At 68.0% G+C, this 16,975-nt stretch carries 15 protein-coding genes; 8 read left to right on the forward strand and 7 right to left on the reverse strand.

The genetic code is table 11. The annotated features are described in order from the left end of the window. The first annotated feature begins 258 nt into the window (after window positions 1-258). Complete coding sequence (locus ACFYYF_RS16260) at window positions 259-1,596, forward strand: MATE family efflux transporter (RefSeq protein WP_388776062.1); 1,338 nt, start codon at window positions 259-261, stop codon at window positions 1,594-1,596. Window positions 1,597-1,821: 225 nt separating this feature from the next. Here the strand turns inward: ACFYYF_RS16260 and rplI are convergent, their stop codons facing one another. The 4 genes from rplI to rpsF all read right to left on the reverse strand — a co-directional run bounded on the left by rplI (window position 1,822) and on the right by rpsF (window position 3,536). After that, on the reverse strand, window positions 1,822-2,268 hold the full coding sequence (rplI, locus tag ACFYYF_RS16265) for a 50S ribosomal protein L9 (RefSeq protein ID WP_328450525.1): 447 nt from the start codon (window positions 2,266-2,268) through the stop codon (window positions 1,822-1,824). An 18-nt stretch (window positions 2,269-2,286) separates the two neighbouring features. Continuing rightward, complete coding sequence (gene rpsR, locus ACFYYF_RS16270; RefSeq protein ID WP_003949403.1) at window positions 2,287-2,523, reverse strand: 30S ribosomal protein S18; 237 nt, start codon at window positions 2,521-2,523, stop codon at window positions 2,287-2,289. Between the two features lie 57 nt (window positions 2,524-2,580). Continuing rightward, a complete protein-coding gene (locus tag ACFYYF_RS16275; RefSeq protein ID WP_361682934.1) occupies window positions 2,581-3,171 on the reverse strand; it encodes a single-stranded DNA-binding protein in 591 nt (196 codons plus the stop codon). Window positions 3,172-3,245: 74 nt separating this feature from the next. Then, complete coding sequence (gene rpsF, locus ACFYYF_RS16280) at window positions 3,246-3,536, reverse strand: 30S ribosomal protein S6 (protein WP_037615007.1); 291 nt, start codon at window positions 3,534-3,536, stop codon at window positions 3,246-3,248. Window positions 3,537-3,823: 287 nt separating this feature from the next. On the opposite strand from rpsF, the gene ACFYYF_RS16285 reads away from it, so the two are divergent. The 3 genes from ACFYYF_RS16285 (at window position 3,824) to ACFYYF_RS16295 (ending at window position 6,610) form a co-directional block, all read left to right on the forward strand. Then, on the forward strand, window positions 3,824-4,135 hold the full coding sequence (locus ACFYYF_RS16285; protein ID WP_361682936.1) for a hypothetical protein: 312 nt from the start codon (window positions 3,824-3,826) through the stop codon (window positions 4,133-4,135). A 163-nt stretch (window positions 4,136-4,298) separates the two neighbouring features. Continuing rightward, on the forward strand, window positions 4,299-5,420 hold the full coding sequence (locus tag ACFYYF_RS16290) for a lipid II:glycine glycyltransferase FemX (protein ID WP_388776066.1): 1,122 nt from the start codon (window positions 4,299-4,301) through the stop codon (window positions 5,418-5,420). 158 nt (window positions 5,421-5,578) lie between these two features. Next, window positions 5,579-6,610, forward strand: a complete 1,032-nt coding sequence (locus ACFYYF_RS16295; protein WP_361682938.1) for an alanine racemase — start codon at window positions 5,579-5,581, stop codon at window positions 6,608-6,610. A 90-nt stretch (window positions 6,611-6,700) separates the two neighbouring features. Here ACFYYF_RS16295 and ACFYYF_RS16300 read toward each other — a convergent pair whose 3' ends face one another. After that, entirely contained in the window at window positions 6,701-8,206 is a 1,506-nt protein-coding gene (locus ACFYYF_RS16300) for a glycosyltransferase family 87 protein (protein ID WP_388776070.1), read from the reverse strand. Window positions 8,207-8,391: 185 nt separating this feature from the next. After that, window positions 8,392-11,148, reverse strand: coding sequence for a transglycosylase domain-containing protein (locus ACFYYF_RS16305; RefSeq protein WP_388776072.1), 2,757 nt, complete (start codon window positions 11,146-11,148; stop codon window positions 8,392-8,394). 374 nt (window positions 11,149-11,522) lie between these two features. Between ACFYYF_RS16305 and ACFYYF_RS16310 the strand changes: the two genes are divergently transcribed. The 4 genes from ACFYYF_RS16310 to ACFYYF_RS16325 all read left to right on the forward strand — a co-directional run bounded on the left by ACFYYF_RS16310 (window position 11,523) and on the right by ACFYYF_RS16325 (window position 15,250). Next, window positions 11,523-12,206 (forward strand): PadR family transcriptional regulator, encoded by a 684-nt coding sequence (locus ACFYYF_RS16310; RefSeq protein ID WP_361693394.1) that lies wholly within the window; start codon window positions 11,523-11,525, stop codon window positions 12,204-12,206. Between the two features lie 44 nt (window positions 12,207-12,250). Then, window positions 12,251-13,333: an inositol-3-phosphate synthase gene (locus ACFYYF_RS16315; protein WP_361693392.1), complete on the forward strand. Its 1,083-nt coding sequence runs from the start codon at window positions 12,251-12,253 to the stop codon at window positions 13,331-13,333. A gap of 80 nt (window positions 13,334-13,413) precedes the next feature. Next, complete coding sequence (locus tag ACFYYF_RS16320) at window positions 13,414-14,691, forward strand: MFS transporter (protein ID WP_388776077.1); 1,278 nt, start codon at window positions 13,414-13,416, stop codon at window positions 14,689-14,691. 97 nt (window positions 14,692-14,788) lie between these two features. After that, window positions 14,789-15,250 (forward strand): hypothetical protein, encoded by a 462-nt coding sequence (locus tag ACFYYF_RS16325; RefSeq protein WP_361693388.1) that lies wholly within the window; start codon window positions 14,789-14,791, stop codon window positions 15,248-15,250. 102 nt (window positions 15,251-15,352) lie between these two features. On the opposite strand, the gene ACFYYF_RS16330 is transcribed toward ACFYYF_RS16325, so the two are convergent. Then, entirely contained in the window at window positions 15,353-16,819 is a 1,467-nt protein-coding gene (locus ACFYYF_RS16330; protein ID WP_388776081.1) for a CCA tRNA nucleotidyltransferase, read from the reverse strand. Between the last annotated feature and the right edge of the window lie 156 nt (window positions 16,820-16,975).

Here is a 16,975-nt window from a genome sequence, read left to right on the forward strand (position 1 = left end):
ACGACGGCCCCGATGCTGTGGAGAACTCCGCGAAACCTGTGTACGACCCGGTGGACAGCCCTGTGAACAAGCACTCAGGCCTCCGAAAGAACGGCATCTGACCTGGCGTTTTCCCATCCACCGGCTGTGCAGAAGAAAAACTTCCCCAGCAGGATCAAGATCCCTTCGAACAGTGCGCCACACCACACCCCGCACGCCGCAAAGTAAGGGGCTTTCGCCTTTTGCATCTCTTACCTGTGGAAGATTAGATTGATGCCCATGACACAGGCTTCCACGGCGCCCAGGGCCACCCGACGCCGGCACGACCGGGAGATCGTCGCACTGGCCGTTCCGGCGTTCGGCGCACTCGTGGCCGAGCCTCTCTTCGTGCTGGCCGACAGTGCCATCGTCGGCCATCTCGGCACCGCGCAACTGGCCGGACTCGGCATCGCCTCGGCTCTTCTCATGACGGCCGTCGGAGTCTTCGTCTTCCTCGCCTACGCCACGACCGCCGCGGTCGCCCGCCGGGTCGGAGCCGGTGATCTGCGGGCTGCGATCCGCCAGGGCATGGACGGCATCTGGCTCGCCCTGCTCATCGGCGTGGCCGTGATCGCCGTCGCCCTGCCCACCGCGCCCTTCCTCATGGAGTTGTTCGGCGCGTCCGGCTCCGTCGCCCCGTACGCGACGACCTATCTGCGGATCTCGGTGCTCGGCATCCCCGCGATGCTGGTCGTGCTGGCCGCCACCGGCATCCTGCGCGGACTCCAGGACACGAGGACCCCTCTGTATGTCGCCGTCGGAGGGTTCGTGGCCAACGCGGCCCTCAACACCGTCCTCGTCTACGGCGCCGGTCTGGGCATCGCCGGCTCCGCCTGGGGCACGGTCATCGCCCAGTGCGGCATGGCCGCCGTCTATCTCCATGTCGTCCTGCGCGGTGCACGCAAGCACGGCGCCTCCCTGCGGCCGGACGCGGCCGGCATTCGGGCCTGTGCCCAGGCCGGCACCCCCCTGCTCGTCCGAACGCTGTCGCTCCGGGCGATCCTCCTGATCGCCACGGCGGTCGCCGCCCGGCTCGGGGACGCCGACATGGCGGCCCACCAGATCATCCTGTCGCTGTGGAGTCTGCTCGCCTTCGCCCTCGACGCCATCGCCATCGCGGGGCAGGCGATCATCGGACGCTACCTCGGTGCGAACGACGTCCCCGGTGCCCGTGAGGCCTGCCGTCGCATGGTGCGGTGGGGACTCGTCACCGGGCTCGTGCTCGGTCTGCTGGTCATCGCCGCCCGCCCCCTGTTCCTTCCGCTGTTCAGCGGCGACCCGGGCGTACAGGACGCGGCGCTGCCGGCCCTGGTGATGGTGGCCGTCTCCCAGCCGGTCTGCGGGATCGTCTTCGTGCTGGACGGCGTGCTGATGGGCGCCGGGGACGGCCCGTACCTGGCTTGGGCCATGCTGCTCACCCTGGCGGTGTTCGCCCCCGTCGCCCTGCTCGTTCCCGTCCTCGGCGGCGGGCTGACCGCGCTCTGGGGCGCGATGGCCCTGATGATGACGATGCGGATGCTGACGCTGTGGCTGCGCTCCCGCTCGGGCCGCTGGATCGTCACGGGCGCGACCCGCTGACGTACGCCGGCCGTCTCAGGGCGCGTCCAGTGACGTACGCCGGACGTTTCACGGGAAACACGGGTCGCCGTTTCACGTGAAACGGCGATCGCCGCCTTCCAGGAACGCGCACGCGCAGGTTCAGGAGAACGCACGCGCGTGCTCAGGAGAACGCGTCCAGGACAAGCAGAAGGGCCGCACCCCGAGGGGTGCGGCCCTTCCTCTCAGCTAGGCCGAGTGCTGCACTCAGGCAGCGACAACCTCGATGCTGACCTTGGCGGCAACCTCGGGGTGCAGACGCACGGACGTCTCGTGGGCGCCCAGGGTCTTGATGGGCGAGCCCAGCTCGATGCGGCGCTTGTCGACCTCGGGGCCACCGGAAGCCTTGATCGCCGAAGCGACGTCGGCCGGGGTGACGGAGCCGAAGAGACGACCGGCGTCGCCGGAGCGGACGGCCAGACGGACCTTGACACCCTCGAGGCGGGCCTTGATCTCGTTGGCCTGCTCGATGGTCGCGATCTCGTGGATCTTGCGAGCACGACGGATCTGCTCGACGTCCTTCTCGCCACCCTTGGTCCAGCGGATCGCGAAGTTCCGCGGGATCAGGTAGTTGCGAGCGTAGCCGTCCTTGACGTCGACGACTTCGCCGGCGGCACCGAGGCCGGAGACCTCGTGGGTAAGGATGATCTTCATGTGTCGGTCACCCTTCCTTTATCGCGCGGTGGACGTGTAGGGCAGCAGCGCCATCTCACGGCTGTTCTTCACAGCCGTGGCGACGTCACGCTGGTGCTGCGTGCAGTTGCCGGTCACGCGGCGGGCACGGATCTTGCCGCGGTCGGAAATGAACTTCCGCAGCATGTTCGTGTCCTTGTAGTCCACGTACGTGACCTTGTCCTTGCAGAACGCGCAGACCTTCTTCTTCGGCTTGCGCACAGGCGGCTTCGCCATGGTGTATCTCCTGTGTGATCAAGAAGTGGGGGTACGGCCCACCCTCGGCCCTGAGGCCTAGAAGGGGGGCTCGTCCGAGTAGCCGCCGCCGGAGCCGCCGGAGCTTCCGCCCCAGCCGCCGCCACCGCCGCCGCCCTGGTTGCCACCGGCGGGAGCGCCGGTCGCCCAGGGGTCGTCGGCCGGAGCGCCGCCGCCCTGCTGGCCGCCGCCGGAGCTTCCGCCCCAGCCGCCGCCCTGCTGGCCGCCGCCACCGCCGCCGCCGTAACCGCCCTGACCGCCCCGGCCCGTGGTCTTGGTGACCTTGGCCGTGGCGCTCTTCAGGCTGGCGCCGACTTCCTCTACGTCCAGTTCGTAGACCGTGCGCTTGACGCCCTCACGGTCCTCGTAGGACCGCTGCTTCAGCCGGCCCTGCACGATGACGCGCATGCCTCGCTGGAGCGACTCGGCGACGTTCTCCGCCGCCTGACGCCAGACCGAGCAGGTCAGGAACAGGCTCTCGCCGTCCTTCCACTCATTGGTCTGACGGTCGAAGGTGCGGGGAGTGGACGCGACACGGAACTTCGCGACCGCCGCACCGGAAGGGGTGAAGCGCAGCTCGGGGTCGTCGACAAGATTGCCGACGACCGTGATGACGGTCTCGCCTGCCATGGGGGAACCTCTCGGCGGGTTTGCTGCTGGCTGCTGGTGCTACTCGATGCCCGAGATCAGCTGAGCTGGAGAGCTCAGTGGGTCTCGGGACGGAGGACCTTGGTCCGGAGGACCGACTCGTTCAGGTTCATCTGGCGGTCGAGCTCCTTGACGACCGCAGGCTCGGCCTGCAGGTCGATGACCGAGTAGATGCCCTCGGGCTTCTTCTTGATCTCGTACGAGAGACGACGACGGCCCCAGGTGTCGACCTTCTCGACCTTTCCGGCGCCCTCACGGACGACGGAGAGGAAGTTCTCGATCAGGGGGGCGACAGCGCGCTCCTCCAGATCGGGGTCGAGGATGACCATCACTTCGTAGTGACGCATGTGGAACCCACCTCCTTTGGACTCAGCGGCCACGGTCGTTCCGTGGCAGGAGGGTTGTGATGCGTACGCAACGGTATCGGCCGCCACTGACAATCGGGCCTCCGATCGGTGAACCGAGCGGTGATCCCTGTCGTGACCTGGCCTTGAGCCTGGGCAGACACCGGTGCAGAGGGTACAGACTACCTGCACACCCGCTTCCGGTTGAAATCCGACCGGGTTGGCGGTCAATCTGTACACATCGGGTGTGTATGGCGCTACGATGCGCCGCCTTCCGCAGGAGGTGCCCTATGGCACAGGTAATGCGTCCCGGCACGACCGGCTCACTCTTCGCCACGGACGGCAAGTCCCATCCGCTCCAGGACACCCTGCTCGCGGTGACCCTGGTGTGCGGAGTCCTGGCGTTCGTCACGTCGATGTTCCACAGCCTCCATCTGCTCAGCTCGTGGGCCGGTCTCGTCGGGATCCTCACCGGCGCCTACGGCCAGTTCATCTCCGAGACGACCCGGGAACGCTTCGGACTGATCGTCGGACTCGGTCTCTCCGGGGTCGGTTTCTACCTCGGCCTGGCCCACGGCGGCCTCTTCGGCGGTGTGATCTGAGTCGAACGTCCGTTTTCCCCTGACCTCGGGAGGCTTCGCACGGCACCCCCGGGGCCCAGGTTCCATACGGCCATTCGGGGCGCTCGCAGGGCGCAGTAGGCTTCGGCGCGAGAGCCGGAGCCCTTGTACCCATGGGGACACACCAGCCCGAGGAGCGCCCCGAATGAGCCTGACCCTGAGGACCATCAGCCGAGAGCAGCATCTGGCATACATCCAGAGCCTGCCCGCGGCCAGCCACATGCAGGTCCCCGCGTGGGTGGACGTGAAGGCCGAGTGGCGCTCCGAGAGCCTCGGATGGTTCGACGACAAGACCGGCCAGATGGTCGGCGCGGGCCTGGTGCTGTACCGCCAGCTGCCCAAGATCAAGCGCTACCTCGCCTATCTGCCCGAGGGCCCGGTCATCAACTGGTTCGCGCCGAACCTCGACGACTGGCTGCAGCCGATGCTCGCGCACCTCAAGCACCAGGGCGCCTTCTCCGTGAAGATGGGCCCGCCGGTGATCATCCGGCGCTGGGAGGCCACGTCCATCAAGGGCGGCATCCAGAACCCGGACGTGAAGCGCCTGCGCGACATCGAGGCCGACTTCATCGAGCCGCGCGCCTTCGAGGTCGCCGACAAGCTGCGCCGCATGGGCTGGCAGCAGGGCGAGGACGGCGGCGCCGGCTTCGGCGACGTCCAGCCCCGCTACGTCTTCCAGGTGCCGCTGGCCAATCGTTCCCTCGAAGAGGTCCACAGGAACTTCAACCAGCTCTGGCGCCGCAACATCAAGAAGGCCGAGAAGGCCGGCGTCGAGGTCGTCCAGGGCGGCTACCAGGACCTGGAGGAGTGGCAGCGGCTCTACGAGATCACCGCGATCCGCGACCACTTCCGGCCGCGCCCCCTCTCGTACTTCCAGCGCATGTGGACGGCCCTCAACACCGAGGACCCGAACCGCATGCGGCTGTACTTCGCGCGTCACAACGGCGTGAACCTGTCCGCCGCGACGATGCTCGTCGTGGGCGGCCACGTCTGGTACTCCTACGGCGCCTCGGACAACATCGGCCGTGAGGTCCGCCCCTCGAACGCGATGCAGTGGCGGATGCTGCGCGACGCGTACGCGCTGGGCGCCACGGTCTACGACCTGCGGGGCATCTCCGACTCGCTGGACGAGACCGACCACCTCTTCGGTCTGATCCAGTTCAAGGTGGGCACGGGCGGCGAGGCGGCCGAGTACCTCGGCGAGTGGGACTTCCCGCTCAACAAGCTGCTCCACAAGGCCCTCGACATGTACATGTCCCGCCGCTGAGCCTCCCGGAACCGCTTCCCGGGCCGCCGGTCCGCCCCGAATCGCATCCCGGGCCGCCGAACCGGCCCGGGACCGCCCCATCGGCCCGGCGAATCAGCGACAATTCGTTTTCATACCTCTGATACACCGCAGCCACGAGAAAGGTTCCGGGACCGGCCATGGCGCTCACGCTCTACGTCGACACCGCGCGCTGGCGGGCACACCACAAGCAGGTGTCCGAGCAGTTTCCGGGGCTCGTCCCCGTCTGCAAGGGCAACGGCTACGGCTTCGGCCACGAACGGCTCGCGGACGAGGCCACCCGTCTGGGCTCGGACATCCTCGCCGTCGGCACCACGTACGAGGCCGCCCGGATCAAGGACTGGTTCGGCGGCGATCTGCTGGTCCTGACGCCGTTCAGGCGCGGCGAGGAGCCCGTACCGCTGCCCGACCGCGTCATCCGCTCCGTGTCGTCCATCGACGGCGTGTACGGCCTCGTGGGCGCCCGTGTCGTCATCGAGGTCATGTCCTCGATGAAGCGGCACGGCGTGAGCGAGGACGATCTGCCGCACCTGCACGCCGCCATCGAGAACGTCCGGCTGGAGGGTTTCGCGATCCACCTGCCGCTGGACCGCACCGACGGCTCGGACGCCGTCGAGGAGGTCATCGGCTGGATGGACCGCCTGCGCGCGGCCCGGCTGCCCCTGCACACGATGTTCGTCAGCCACCTCAAGGCCGAGGAACTGGCGCGGCTCCAGCGGCAGTTCCCGCAGACCCACTTCCGCGCCCGCATCGGCACGCGGCTGTGGCTGGGGGACCACGAGGCCACGGAGTACCGCGGGGCCGTCCTGGACGTCACGCGCGTCTCCAAGGGCGACCGCTTCGGCTACCGGCAGCAGAAGGCCGCCTCGGACGGCTGGCTCGTGGTCGTGGCGGGCGGTACGTCGCACGGCGTGGGCCTGGAGGCTCCCAAGGCCCTGCACGGCGTCATGCCGCGCGCCAAGGGCGTCGCGCGCGCCGGCCTCGCGACGGTCAACCGGAACCTTTCTCCGTTCGTCTGGGCGGGCAAGCAGCGCTGGTTCGCCGAGCCGCCGCACATGCAGGTCTCGATCCTCTTCGTGCCGCACGACGCCACGGAGCCGAAGGTCGGCGACGAACTGGTGGCCCATCTGCGGCACACCACCACGCAGTTCGACCGCGTCGTCGAGCGCTGACCCCGCGGCCGACGCGCTCAGGAACGACGAAAAGGCCGTACACGGACACCGTGTACGGCCTTTCGCGTGAGCCCTCCGGAGGCTGTTCGCTCAGAGCGAACGGTCTCCCGGCACCTGGTCCTCACGCCATTCGCCATGGGGGACCGCGTCGAACTGCGCCGCGTGGCGGGGGGTGTGCGCGGCCGGGCCGAGGACGAAGACGTCCTCCGCACCGTCGAGGATCCCGCCCGACGGGTCGTCGTCGCCCGCACGGCGCACCACGTCGTGCTCCGGCCTGAAGATGTCCCGTACGACCAGCGCGCACAGGTACAGCGTGCCCAGCAGGTGGACGGCGATGGCGACCTGGTAGCCGTCGGTCGGCAGACCCTTGTGGGCGTCGCCGCTGGTCGTGTACGCGAGGTACGTCCAGATGCCGAGGAAGTACGCGACCTCGCACGCCTGCCAGATCAGGAAGTCCCGCCAGCGCGGCCGGGCCAGCACCGCGAGCGGGACCAGCCAGAGCACGTACTGCGGCGAGTAGACCTTGTTCGTGAGGATGAAGGCCGCGACGATCAGGAAGGCGAGCTGGGCGAAGCGGGGGCGCCGGGGGGCGGCGAGCGTGACGGCGCTCAGCCCCGCGCAGATGACCACCATCATGACCAGCGCCCAGGCGTTGGCCGTGTCGGGCGTGATCGCGATCTTCATCCACTGCGAGACGAACAGGAAGACCGAACCGAAGTCGACGCCGCGGTCGTGGCTGAAGCTGTAGAACTTCGCCCACCCCTCGGGGGCGAGGTACATGACGGGAAGGTTAACGACCAGCCAGGCGCCGACGGCGCCGAGGAGCGCCGTACCGAACTCACGCCACCGGCCGGTGCGCCAGCACAGCAGGAAGAGCGGCCCGAGGAGCAGGAACGGGTAGAACTTGGCGGCCGTGGCGAGCCCGATCAGGACGCCGAAGGCCAGGACGCGTCCGCGGGACCACATGAGCATCGCGGCGGCCAGCAGGGCCACGGCGAGGAGGTCCCAGTTGATCGTGGCCGTGAGCGCGAAGGCGGGCGCCAGGGCGACCATGAGGCCGTCCCAGGGGCGACGGCGCTGGGTGCGGGCGGTGCACACGGCGATGACGGCCGCGCACACCATCAGCATCCCCGCGTTGACCATCCAGTAGATCCGCTCCTGGTGCTGGATGCTCCCGCCGCCCGGGGTGAGCCAGGCCGCGACCTCCATGAACACACCGGTCAGCACCGGGTATTCGAGGTACTCCATGTCGCCGGGGATCTTGTCGAAGTACGGCACGAGTCCGTCGGCGAAACCCCGCCCCTGGTAGAGGTGCGGGATGTCCGAGTAGCACGCGTGCGTGTACTGCGAGCTGGCGCCGAAGAACCAGCCGCCGTCGTAGCACGGCAGCTTCTGGACCATGCCGAGGGCGAACATGCCGATCATCACCAGCGCGACGACCCGCACGGGTGTCCACCAGGACGTCCCGAGCAGCGCCCGCCGCCCGATGGGACCGCCGATCAGCTCACTGCCGCCGGCGGCGACCTCGTCGTCCCTGGTCGGCCGCACCGGCTCCGGATCGTGAACGCTCGCTCGCGTCGTCTCTGCACTGGGCATGCCGCACATCCTGCCGTACGTGTCTGAGAAGGGAAGCAGGGACGACTCAGGTCGACGTCCCTCGTGGTCACCCGGCGCCGGGGGCCACAGGCCGGGAACCAGGCGAGGGCCCGGGGAGCGGGCCCGGAAACGCCTTCGCGCGTGCGCCCCGAGGGTGCGCACGCGCGAAGGATGGTCGGCGACCGTCAGCCGGAGCCTCCGAAGAGGCCTCCGTTGCCGTTGCCGTTGCCTCTGGTGGTACCGGTGGCGGTGGCCGTCGGTGAGGTGGTCACACCGCCGTCCGTGCCGCCGGTATCGGTGCCGCCGGTGTCGGTGCCACCGGTGTCGGTGCCACCGGTGTCCGTCCCGCCGTTGTTGTTGCAGTTGAAGTCGAACTTCCGGCAGGTCTCGGTCGCCGTGGGCGTCGGAGACGTCAGCGTCGCGCTCGGGGTCGGGCTCGGGCTCTCCGTCGCGCTCTCGGTGGCCGAGGGCGTCGGCGTCGGGCTCGGGAAGTCGTCGATGATCTCACCGATGTCCTCAGGCACCGGGAAGGACTCCGCCTTCTCGCCCTTGAGTGCCACCTCCATGTAGTCCCGCCAGATCTGGGACGGGAACGAGGCACCGTGGATGGTCTTCTCGCCGCCCGTGCCGTACATCTGCAGGAACTCGCGGTTCTTCTTGGTCTCGTCGTCGTCCAGGCGGTACATGCCGATCGCCGTCGACAGCTGCGGGGTGTAGCCGACGAACCAGGCGGACTTGTTGCCGTCGGTGGTACCGGTCTTGCCGGCCACCTCGCGGCCCTGGAGCTGGGCGTTGGTGCCGGTGCCCTTCTCGACCACGGTCTTCAGCACGTCGGTGACGTTGTCGGCGACCGCCGGGGTGAAGGCCTCAACCGCCTTCGCGATCTTGTCGTGCTGGAAGACGGTGCCGTCCTTGTCGGTCACCTTCTCGACCGAGTACGGGTCCCGCTGCTGGCCGCTGGCCGCGAAGGTCGCGTACGCCCCGGCCATGCGGATCGCACTCGGGGAGGAGGTGCCCAAGGAGAACGAGGGGAACCTGGAGCTGGCGAGGCTCGACTCCTTGATGCCGGCGTTCAGCACGGCTTCCTTCACCTTGTCCAGACCCACGTCCATGCCGAGCTGGACATAGGCGGAGTTGACGGACTCGCGCATCGCCTCACGCAGGTCGATCTTGTACGTGGGCGGGTTGTAGGACCGCTGGCCGTCGTTCGCCTGCAGCCACTCCTTGCCCTTGTCGTCCGTCCAGTCGGTTCCGTTGTAGTCCTTGATCTTGAGCTTGTTCTTGCCGCTGTAGAAGCTCTTCGGAGAGACCTTCGTCCGCTCGTCCTGCGGCTGGGACTCGGGCCCGTCGGGGTCCCGGACGCCCCAGGACATGGCGGCGGCCAGCACGAAGGGCTTGAACGTCGAGCCCACCTGGGCACCGGTCTGGTCGGCGTTGTTGGTGAAGTGCTTGGTCGCGTCCACACCGCCGTAGATGGCCTCGATCGCGCCGGTCTTCGGGTTGACGGACGCCCCGCCGAACTGGACGTACTTGTCGTTCTTCGGGCGCAGCTTGGGCTTGATGTTGGCCTTCTGCACCTTCTTCACCGCGGCCTCGAGCGCGTCGACCTTCTTCTTCTCGAAGGTCGTGTGGATCTGGTAGCCGCCCTGACGGAGCTTGGTCTCGGTGATCCCGGTCTTGTCACTGTTGTTGACCAGGTACGAGTTGACCAGGTCGATCAGATAGCCGACCTGTCCGCCCAGCGCGGCGTTCGACCGCGGCGGCTGGGTCGTGGGGAACTTCGTGTACTTGGCCCGCGTGGCCGCGTCCAGACGGCCGTCCTTGACCTCTTCGTTGAGGATCCACTGCCAGCGTTCCTCGGCACGGGCGCGGTTCTTCTCCGGCGTGGCGTTGTTCGGGTCGATCGACGCGGCGCCCGCGGGGTCGTAGTACGTGGCGCCCTTGAGCACCGCCGCCAGCAGCGCGCACTCGCTCGGGTTCAGGTCGGTGGCGTCCTTGTCGAAGTACGCGTGGGCCGCGGCCTGGATGCCGTAGGCGTTACGCCCGTAGTACGCCGAGTTCAGGTAGCCGGCCATGATCTGTTCCTTGGGAACCTTGGCGCCGACCTTGATCGAGACGAACAGCTCCTTGAGCTTGCGGGAGACCGTCTGGGACTGGTCCTCCAGCATCGCGTTCTTCACGTACTGCTGGGTGATGGTGGAGCCACCCTGGGTCTGGCCGCCCTTGGCCATGTTCACGAAGGCGCGGGCGATACCCGTCGGGTCGACGCCGCTGTCGGTCTCGAACGTCTTGTTCTCGGCCGACATCACCGCCCAGCGCATCTCCTTGGGGATCTCCGCGTAGCCGATGATCTGACGGTTGGCCTCGCCACCCGTGGCGACCATCTCGCTGCCGTCGGCCCAGTAGTAGACGTTGTTCTGCGCCTTGGCCGTCTTGCCGATGTCCGGGATGCCCACGAGGGCGTACCCGACGCCGGCGGCCGCGACCATGCTGCCGCAGAAGCCGATGAACAGACCCGTCACGAGCTTCCAGGACGGCACCCAGCGCTTCGCGCCGTACCGGCCCGCGCGCGGGTAGTCGATGATGCGCTTCTTGGCGGGCTCGGGAGCGCGGCCTCGGCCGCGCCCGGGACCGCCGGGGCCCTGGGGACCACCGCGCCGGCCGCCCCCTCCACCGGGGCCGCCGCCGTGACCCGCGCCGTCGGCGGCTCTGCGCCGGCTCCCACCGCCGCCGCCGCCGCGCTGCATGGCACGCCGCGCCTCGGCACGGCTGCCGTACGGGCTCTCTTCACCCCCCGAACCGTATGGATCGGAAGGAGACCCGGTGGCGTCTCGCGGTGCATCGCGGCGGCCTGCGGACGGGCCTGCCTGCGGCTGGCCGCGCCGGGCCGCGGCACGTCCGCCGCCCTGCGGCTGCGGCGGTTTGCGACGGTGCTCGCTCATCGAACGATTACTCCTCGGGCAGGCGCACCTTTGCGCGCCTGGAAACGGCGGCTGGTTTCCGGTCCCCCCGAAGTACGGATGCGGTCGATTGCGCATTCACCCGTACTGCACCAAAGACGTTGACGTTCTCAGACGTCACTCGGTTCCCGGTGGTGTCCATCCCGCACAGAGTACGCACCGCCAAAACCCACCTAGCGTCGAAGTTCACCCCAAATCAGGCAACTTGCTTCGTATGAATCGGTGATGTGACGCCGTTCACTCTGCTCCCTCTTGTCGCACCCACAAGGTCGTTCTATCGTGCTGATGTATCGAGTCGATACATCAGCACGGCATAAAGACCGTGCGGACGAGGCAGCGACAGGGAGGAGGCGACGATGAGCCGGCGTGCCGGGATCCTCGAGTTCGCCGTACTCGGCCTGCTCCGCGAGTCTCCGATGCACGGCTATGAGCTGCGCAAACGACTCAATACGTCACTGGGTGTGTTCCGTGCCTTCAGTTACGGAACGCTCTACCCCTGCCTCAAGACGCTGGTCGCCAACGGCTGGTTGATCGAGGAAGAGGGATCCACACCTGAAGACGCCCTGTCGGCAACACTCGCGGGGCGCCGCGCCAAGATCGTCTACCGATTGACGGCGGAAGGTAAGGATCACTTCGAGGAGCTTCTCGCGCAGACGGGTCCCGACGCGTACGAGGACGAGCACTTCGCGGCTCGCTTCGCGTTCTTCGGGCAGACGTCGCGCGATGTACGCATGCGCGTACTGGAAGGTCGCCGTAGCCGTCTGGAGGAGCGCCTCGAGAAGATGCGCGCCTCGCTGGCGCGCACCCGGGAGCGCCTCGACGACTACACGCTTGAGCTCCAGCGCCACGGAATGGAGTCCGTGGAGCGCGAAGTGCGCTGGCTGAACGAGCTCATCGAGAGTGAGCGGGCCGGCCGGGACGTCAAACGCCCCGGCCTCGAAGGCTCCGCTCAGCAGGACAACACATCTGGAGAGACGGGCGGCCTGCCCCGGCACCGGGACAGCCCCCGGCCGGATCCGTCCGACGACACCGCCACGTGAGACCCCGCTCGGGGTTTCACCGATAGACACAGGGAGCAACCGGAATGGGTTCGGTTCGCGTAGCCATCGTCGGCGTGGGCAACTGCGCCGCCTCGCTGGTTCAGGGCGTCGAGTACTACAAGGACGCCGACCCGGCGACCAAGGTGCCCGGCCTGATGCACGTCCAGTTCGGCGACTACCACGTCGGTGACGTCGACTTCGTCGCCGCGTTCGACGTCGACGCGAAGAAGGTCGGCCTCGACCTCTCCGACGCCATCGGTGCCAGCGAGAACAACACCATCAAGATCTGCGACGTCCCGAACAAGGGCGTCACGGTCCAGCGTGGTCACACCCTGGACGGTCTCGGTAAGTACTACCGCATGACCATCGAGGAGTCCGCCGAGGCGCCGGTCGACGTCGTCCAGGTCCTCAAGGACAAGCAGGTCGACGTCCTCGTCTGCTACCTGCCCGTCGGTTCCGAGGACGCGGCGAAGTTCTACGCCCAGTGCGCCATCGACGCCAAGGTCGCCTTCGTCAACGCCCTCCCGGTCTTCATCGCCGGCACCAAGGAGTGGGCGGACAAGTTCACCGAGGCGGGCGTCCCGATCGTCGGCGACGACATCAAGTCGCAGGTCGGCGCGACCATCACGCACCGCGTGATGGCGAAGCTGTTCGAGGACCGCGGTGTCCGTCTTGAGCGCACCATGCAGCTCAACGTCGGCGGCAACATGGACTTCAAGAACATGCTGGAGCGCGACCGCCTCGAGTCCAAGAAGATCTCGAAGACGCAGGCCGTCACCTCGCAGATCCCCGACCGTGAGCTGGGCGAGAAGAACGTCCACATCGGTCCCTCGGACTACGTGGCCTGGCTCGACGACCGCAAGTGGGCGTACGTCCGCCTCGAGGGCCGTGCCTTCGGCGACGTCCCGCTGAACCTGGAGTACAAGCTCGAGGTCTGGGACTCCCCGAACTCGGCCGGTGTCATCATCGACGCCGTGCGCGCCGCGAAGATCGCCAAGGACCGCGGTATCGGCGGCCCGATCCTCTCCGCGTCGAGCTACTTCATGAAGTCCCCGCCGGTCCAGTACTTCGACGACGAGGCCTTCGCCAACGTCGAGAAGTTCATCAAGGGCGAGGTCGAGCGCTAAGCACGATTCCGTGCTCGCTGCTGAGGAGGGTCCCCGGGCTTACTGCCCGGGGACCCTCCTCGTATGTGAGGGTGTGACCCATGGCCGTCGTGCGTGACCTGCGCGTCCTCCTGCGCTTCCAGGGATTCAGACGCCTGCTCGGTGTACGGCTGCTGTCCCAGGGCGCCGACGGCGTCTATCAGGTCGCGCTGGCCACCTACGTGGTCTTCTCGCCGGAGAAGCAGACCTCGGCGGCCTCGATCGCCTCCGCGATGGCGGTGCTCCTCCTCCCGTACTCCCTCGTCGGTCCCTTCGCGGGCGTCCTGCTGGACCGATGGCGGCGGCGGCAGGTCTTCCTGTACGGCAACCTGCTGCGCGCGGCACTCGCGTCCGTGACGGCCCTCCTGATGCTGAGCCCGGTGCCCGACTGGCTCTTCTACACCTCCGCGCTCTGTGTCACCGCCGTCAACCGCTTCGTCCTGGCCGGGCTGTCGGCCGCGCTGCCCCGTGTCGTCGACAGGGAGCGGCTGGTGGTGGCCAACTCGCTCTCGCCGACCGCCGGAACGCTCGCCGCCACCGTGGGCGCGGGCCTCGCGTTCTCCGTACGGCTGGTCGTCGCGGACTCCGACGCGGCGGTGGTCCTCGTGGGGGCGGTCCTCTATCTGTGCGCGGCCCTCGCCTCGCTGCGTATCGCCCCGGAGGTCCTGGGGCCCGACCAGGAGCGGGTCCGCCCGTACGTGGGCACGGCCCTCGCCGGCACCGCGCGGGGTCTTGTCCTCGGTGTACGCCATCTCGCGGAGCTTCCGCGGCGGGAGGCGGCCTGGGCGCTGATGACGATGACCCTGATGCGCTTCTGCTACGGCGCCCTGACGGTCATGGTGCTGATGCTCTGCCGCTACGCATGGGCGTCCGGCTCGGACGACGGGCTCGCGCTCCTGGGACTGGCCGTGGGCGTCTCGGGAGCCGGGTTCTTCGTCGCCGCCGTGGTGACGCCCGGGGCGGCCGGACGGCTGGGACCGGGCCGCTGGATCGCCTGCTGCGCCGGCGCCGCCGCGGTCCTGGTTCCGGGGCTCTGCCTCCCCTTCGCCCCGGCCCCCACGCTGGGAGCCGCCTTCATGCTGGGCGTGACCACACAGGGCGCGAAGATCGCCACGGACACCATCGTGCAGTCCTCCGTGGACGACGGATTCCGCGGCCGGATCTTCTCCGTCTACGACGTCCTGTTCAACATCGCCTTCGTCGGGGCGGCAGCAGTGGCCGCGCTGATGCTGCCTTCTGACGGACGGTCGGTTCCCCTCGTCCTCACCGTGGCAGCGGTCTACGCATCAATTGCGGTTGCTATGGCCCGCTTTGAACGTCGGCAAGTGTCACATCAGTGACACAGACCCCCTTCTGACGACCGTGATGTCACAGGGGCCCGATAGCTTACGTGAGTCTTACGTTCGGCTCACGCATCTACGTTCCAGGGGGGACCCCATGACAACTCCGCCGCCGCCTCAGGGTCAGAATCCTTACGCGCAGGGCCAGCCACCCCAGGGGGGCAACCCGTTCGCCCAGGGCCAGCCGCCGCAGGGATTCCCGCAGCAGCCGACCGCCGGCTACGCCCCGGTCCCGCCGCAGCGCCCGAAGCGCAGCATCAAGCAGTACCTGCGCGGCGCGGTCGTGGTTGTTGCCGTGATAGCCGCCGGCATCGGCTACCTGGCGAGCCGGCACGACCCGGACACCGCCAAGGTCGGCGACTGCATGAGCATCAGCAACCCGGACAGCTCCACGGACCCGGGCCTGAAGGTCGTGGGCTGCGGCGACGCCAAGGCCAAGTACAAGGTCGCGGAGAAGAAGACCGACAACTCCGGCTGCGACCGCACCAAGTACGCCGAGTACACCGAGACGGGCAAGAACGACTTCACCCTCTGCCTGGAGGAGCTCGCCTCCAAGTAAGACCCGTACAGACGCGAAGGGGCGGTGTTTCACGTGAAACACTGCCCCTTCGCGTGGCCCGACGGCAATGTTTCACGTGAAACATGACGGGCCGCCCACCCCTCAGCCCTGCTCGGCCCACCACTCCTTGAGCGCCGTCACCGCGGCGTCATGCTCCATCGGTCCGTTCTCCAGGCGCAGCTCCAGCAGGAACTTGTAGGCCTGACCGATCGCGGGGCCGGGGCCGATGCCCAGGATTCCCATGATCTCGTTGCCGTCGAGGTCGGGACGGATCGAGTCGAGCTCTTCCTGTTCCTTGAGCTGGGCGATGCGCTCCTCCAGCCCGTCGTAGGCACGGGAGAGAGCGGTCGCCTTGCGCTTGTTCCGGGTGGTGCAGTCGGAACGGGTCAGCTTGTGGAGACGGTCGAGGAGCGGGCCCGCGTCACGTACATAGCGGCGGACGGCGGAGTCCGTCCACTCCCCGGTGCCGTAGCCGTGGAAGCGCAGATGCAGTTCGACCAGACGTGAGACGTCCTTGACGAGGTCGTTCGAGTATTTGAGCGCCGTCATCCGCTTCTTGGTCATCTTGGCGCCCACCATCTCGTGGTGGTGGAACGAAACCCGTCCGTCCTGCTCGAAGCGACGCGTCCGCGGCTTGCCGATGTCGTGGAGCAGTGCGGCGAGCCTGAGTGTCAGATCGGGCCCGTTCTCCTCCAGCGCCATCGCCTGTTCCAGAACGATCAGCGTGTGTTCGTAGACGTCCTTGTGCCGGTGGTGCTCGTCCCGCTCCAGGCGCAGGGCGGGAAGCTCGGGGAGCACGTGCTCGCCGAGCCCCGTGTCCACGAGCAGCGTCAGCCCCTTGCGCGGATGGGCGGACAGGATGAGCTTGTTCAGCTCGTCCCGCACCCGCTCCGCGGAGACGATCTCGATGCGCCCGGCCATGTCCGTCATGGCGGCGACGACCTCGGGTGCCACCTCGAAGTCGAGCTGCGCGGCGAACCGTGCGGCACGCATCATCCGCAGCGGGTCGTCGGAGAAGGACGCCTCCGGAGTGCCCGGGGTACGCAGAACGCGGGCCGCGAGGTCCTCCAGACCGCCGTAGGGGTCGATGAACTCCTTCTCCGGCAGCGCGACGGCCATCGCGTTCACCGTGAAGTCGCGACGCACGAGGTCTTCCCCGATGGAGTCGCCGTAGGAGACCTCGGGCTTGCGCGAGGTCCGGTCGTACGCCTCGGAGCGGTACGTCGTGATCTCGATCTGGAACGACTGATCCACATCGCCCACGCGGGCTTCCTTCTGCGCACCGACCGTGCCGAAGGCGATCCCGACCTCCCACAGCGCGTCCGCCCAGGGCCGGACGATCTTCAGTACGTCCTCGGGCCGGGCGTCCGTCGTGAAGTCCAGGTCATTGCCGAGCCGGCCGAGGAGCGCGTCCCGGACCGAGCCGCCGACCAGGGCGAGCGAGAACCCTGCCTCCTGGAAACGGCGGGCGAGCTCGTCGGCGACAGGAGACACCCGCAGCAGTTCACTCACCGCGCGGCGCTGCACCTGGCTCAGGGCACTGGAATTGTCTTCGTTGGCGTTCGGCACAACAGAAAAGGGTACGTGGCCGAGGCGGCGGGGAGCGCCTGGATAAATCCCACACCCGCGCCCCACAATCTTTTCCCGGGCAGAATGGGCGCACATACAGGACAGTCCGCGTTGATCCCTGATCTTGTGGACCACTCCGCGGCACTTACTCTCAGC

This window comes from Streptomyces sp. NPDC001914 (assembly GCF_042891215.1).
Classification (GTDB): domain Bacteria; phylum Actinomycetota; class Actinomycetes; order Streptomycetales; family Streptomycetaceae; genus Streptomyces.

Excerpts from the sequence above, each read along its gene's own strand:
- ACFYYF_RS16260 (WP_388776062.1), top strand. The coding sequence starts at position 259 with ATGACACAGGCTTCCACGGCGCCCAGGGCCACCCGACGCCGGCACGAC.
- rplI (WP_328450525.1), bottom strand. The coding sequence starts at position 2,268 with ATGAAGATCATCCTTACCCACGAGGTCTCCGGCCTCGGTGCCGCCGGC.
- rpsR (WP_003949403.1), bottom strand. The coding sequence starts at position 2,523 with ATGGCGAAGCCGCCTGTGCGCAAGCCGAAGAAGAAGGTCTGCGCGTTC.
- ACFYYF_RS16275 (WP_361682934.1), bottom strand. The coding sequence starts at position 3,171 with ATGGCAGGCGAGACCGTCATCACGGTCGTCGGCAATCTTGTCGACGAC.
- rpsF (WP_037615007.1), bottom strand. The coding sequence starts at position 3,536 with ATGCGTCACTACGAAGTGATGGTCATCCTCGACCCCGATCTGGAGGAG.
- ACFYYF_RS16285 (WP_361682936.1), top strand. The coding sequence starts at position 3,824 with ATGGCACAGGTAATGCGTCCCGGCACGACCGGCTCACTCTTCGCCACG.
- ACFYYF_RS16290 (WP_388776066.1), top strand. The coding sequence starts at position 4,299 with ATGAGCCTGACCCTGAGGACCATCAGCCGAGAGCAGCATCTGGCATAC.
- ACFYYF_RS16295 (WP_361682938.1), top strand. The coding sequence starts at position 5,579 with ATGGCGCTCACGCTCTACGTCGACACCGCGCGCTGGCGGGCACACCAC.
- ACFYYF_RS16300 (WP_388776070.1), bottom strand. The coding sequence starts at position 8,206 with ATGCCCAGTGCAGAGACGACGCGAGCGAGCGTTCACGATCCGGAGCCG.
- ACFYYF_RS16305 (WP_388776072.1), bottom strand. The coding sequence starts at position 11,148 with ATGAGCGAGCACCGTCGCAAACCGCCGCAGCCGCAGGGCGGCGGACGT.
- ACFYYF_RS16310 (WP_361693394.1), top strand. The coding sequence starts at position 11,523 with ATGAGCCGGCGTGCCGGGATCCTCGAGTTCGCCGTACTCGGCCTGCTC.
- ACFYYF_RS16315 (WP_361693392.1), top strand. The coding sequence starts at position 12,251 with ATGGGTTCGGTTCGCGTAGCCATCGTCGGCGTGGGCAACTGCGCCGCC.
- ACFYYF_RS16320 (WP_388776077.1), top strand. The coding sequence starts at position 13,414 with ATGGCCGTCGTGCGTGACCTGCGCGTCCTCCTGCGCTTCCAGGGATTC.
- ACFYYF_RS16325 (WP_361693388.1), top strand. The coding sequence starts at position 14,789 with ATGACAACTCCGCCGCCGCCTCAGGGTCAGAATCCTTACGCGCAGGGC.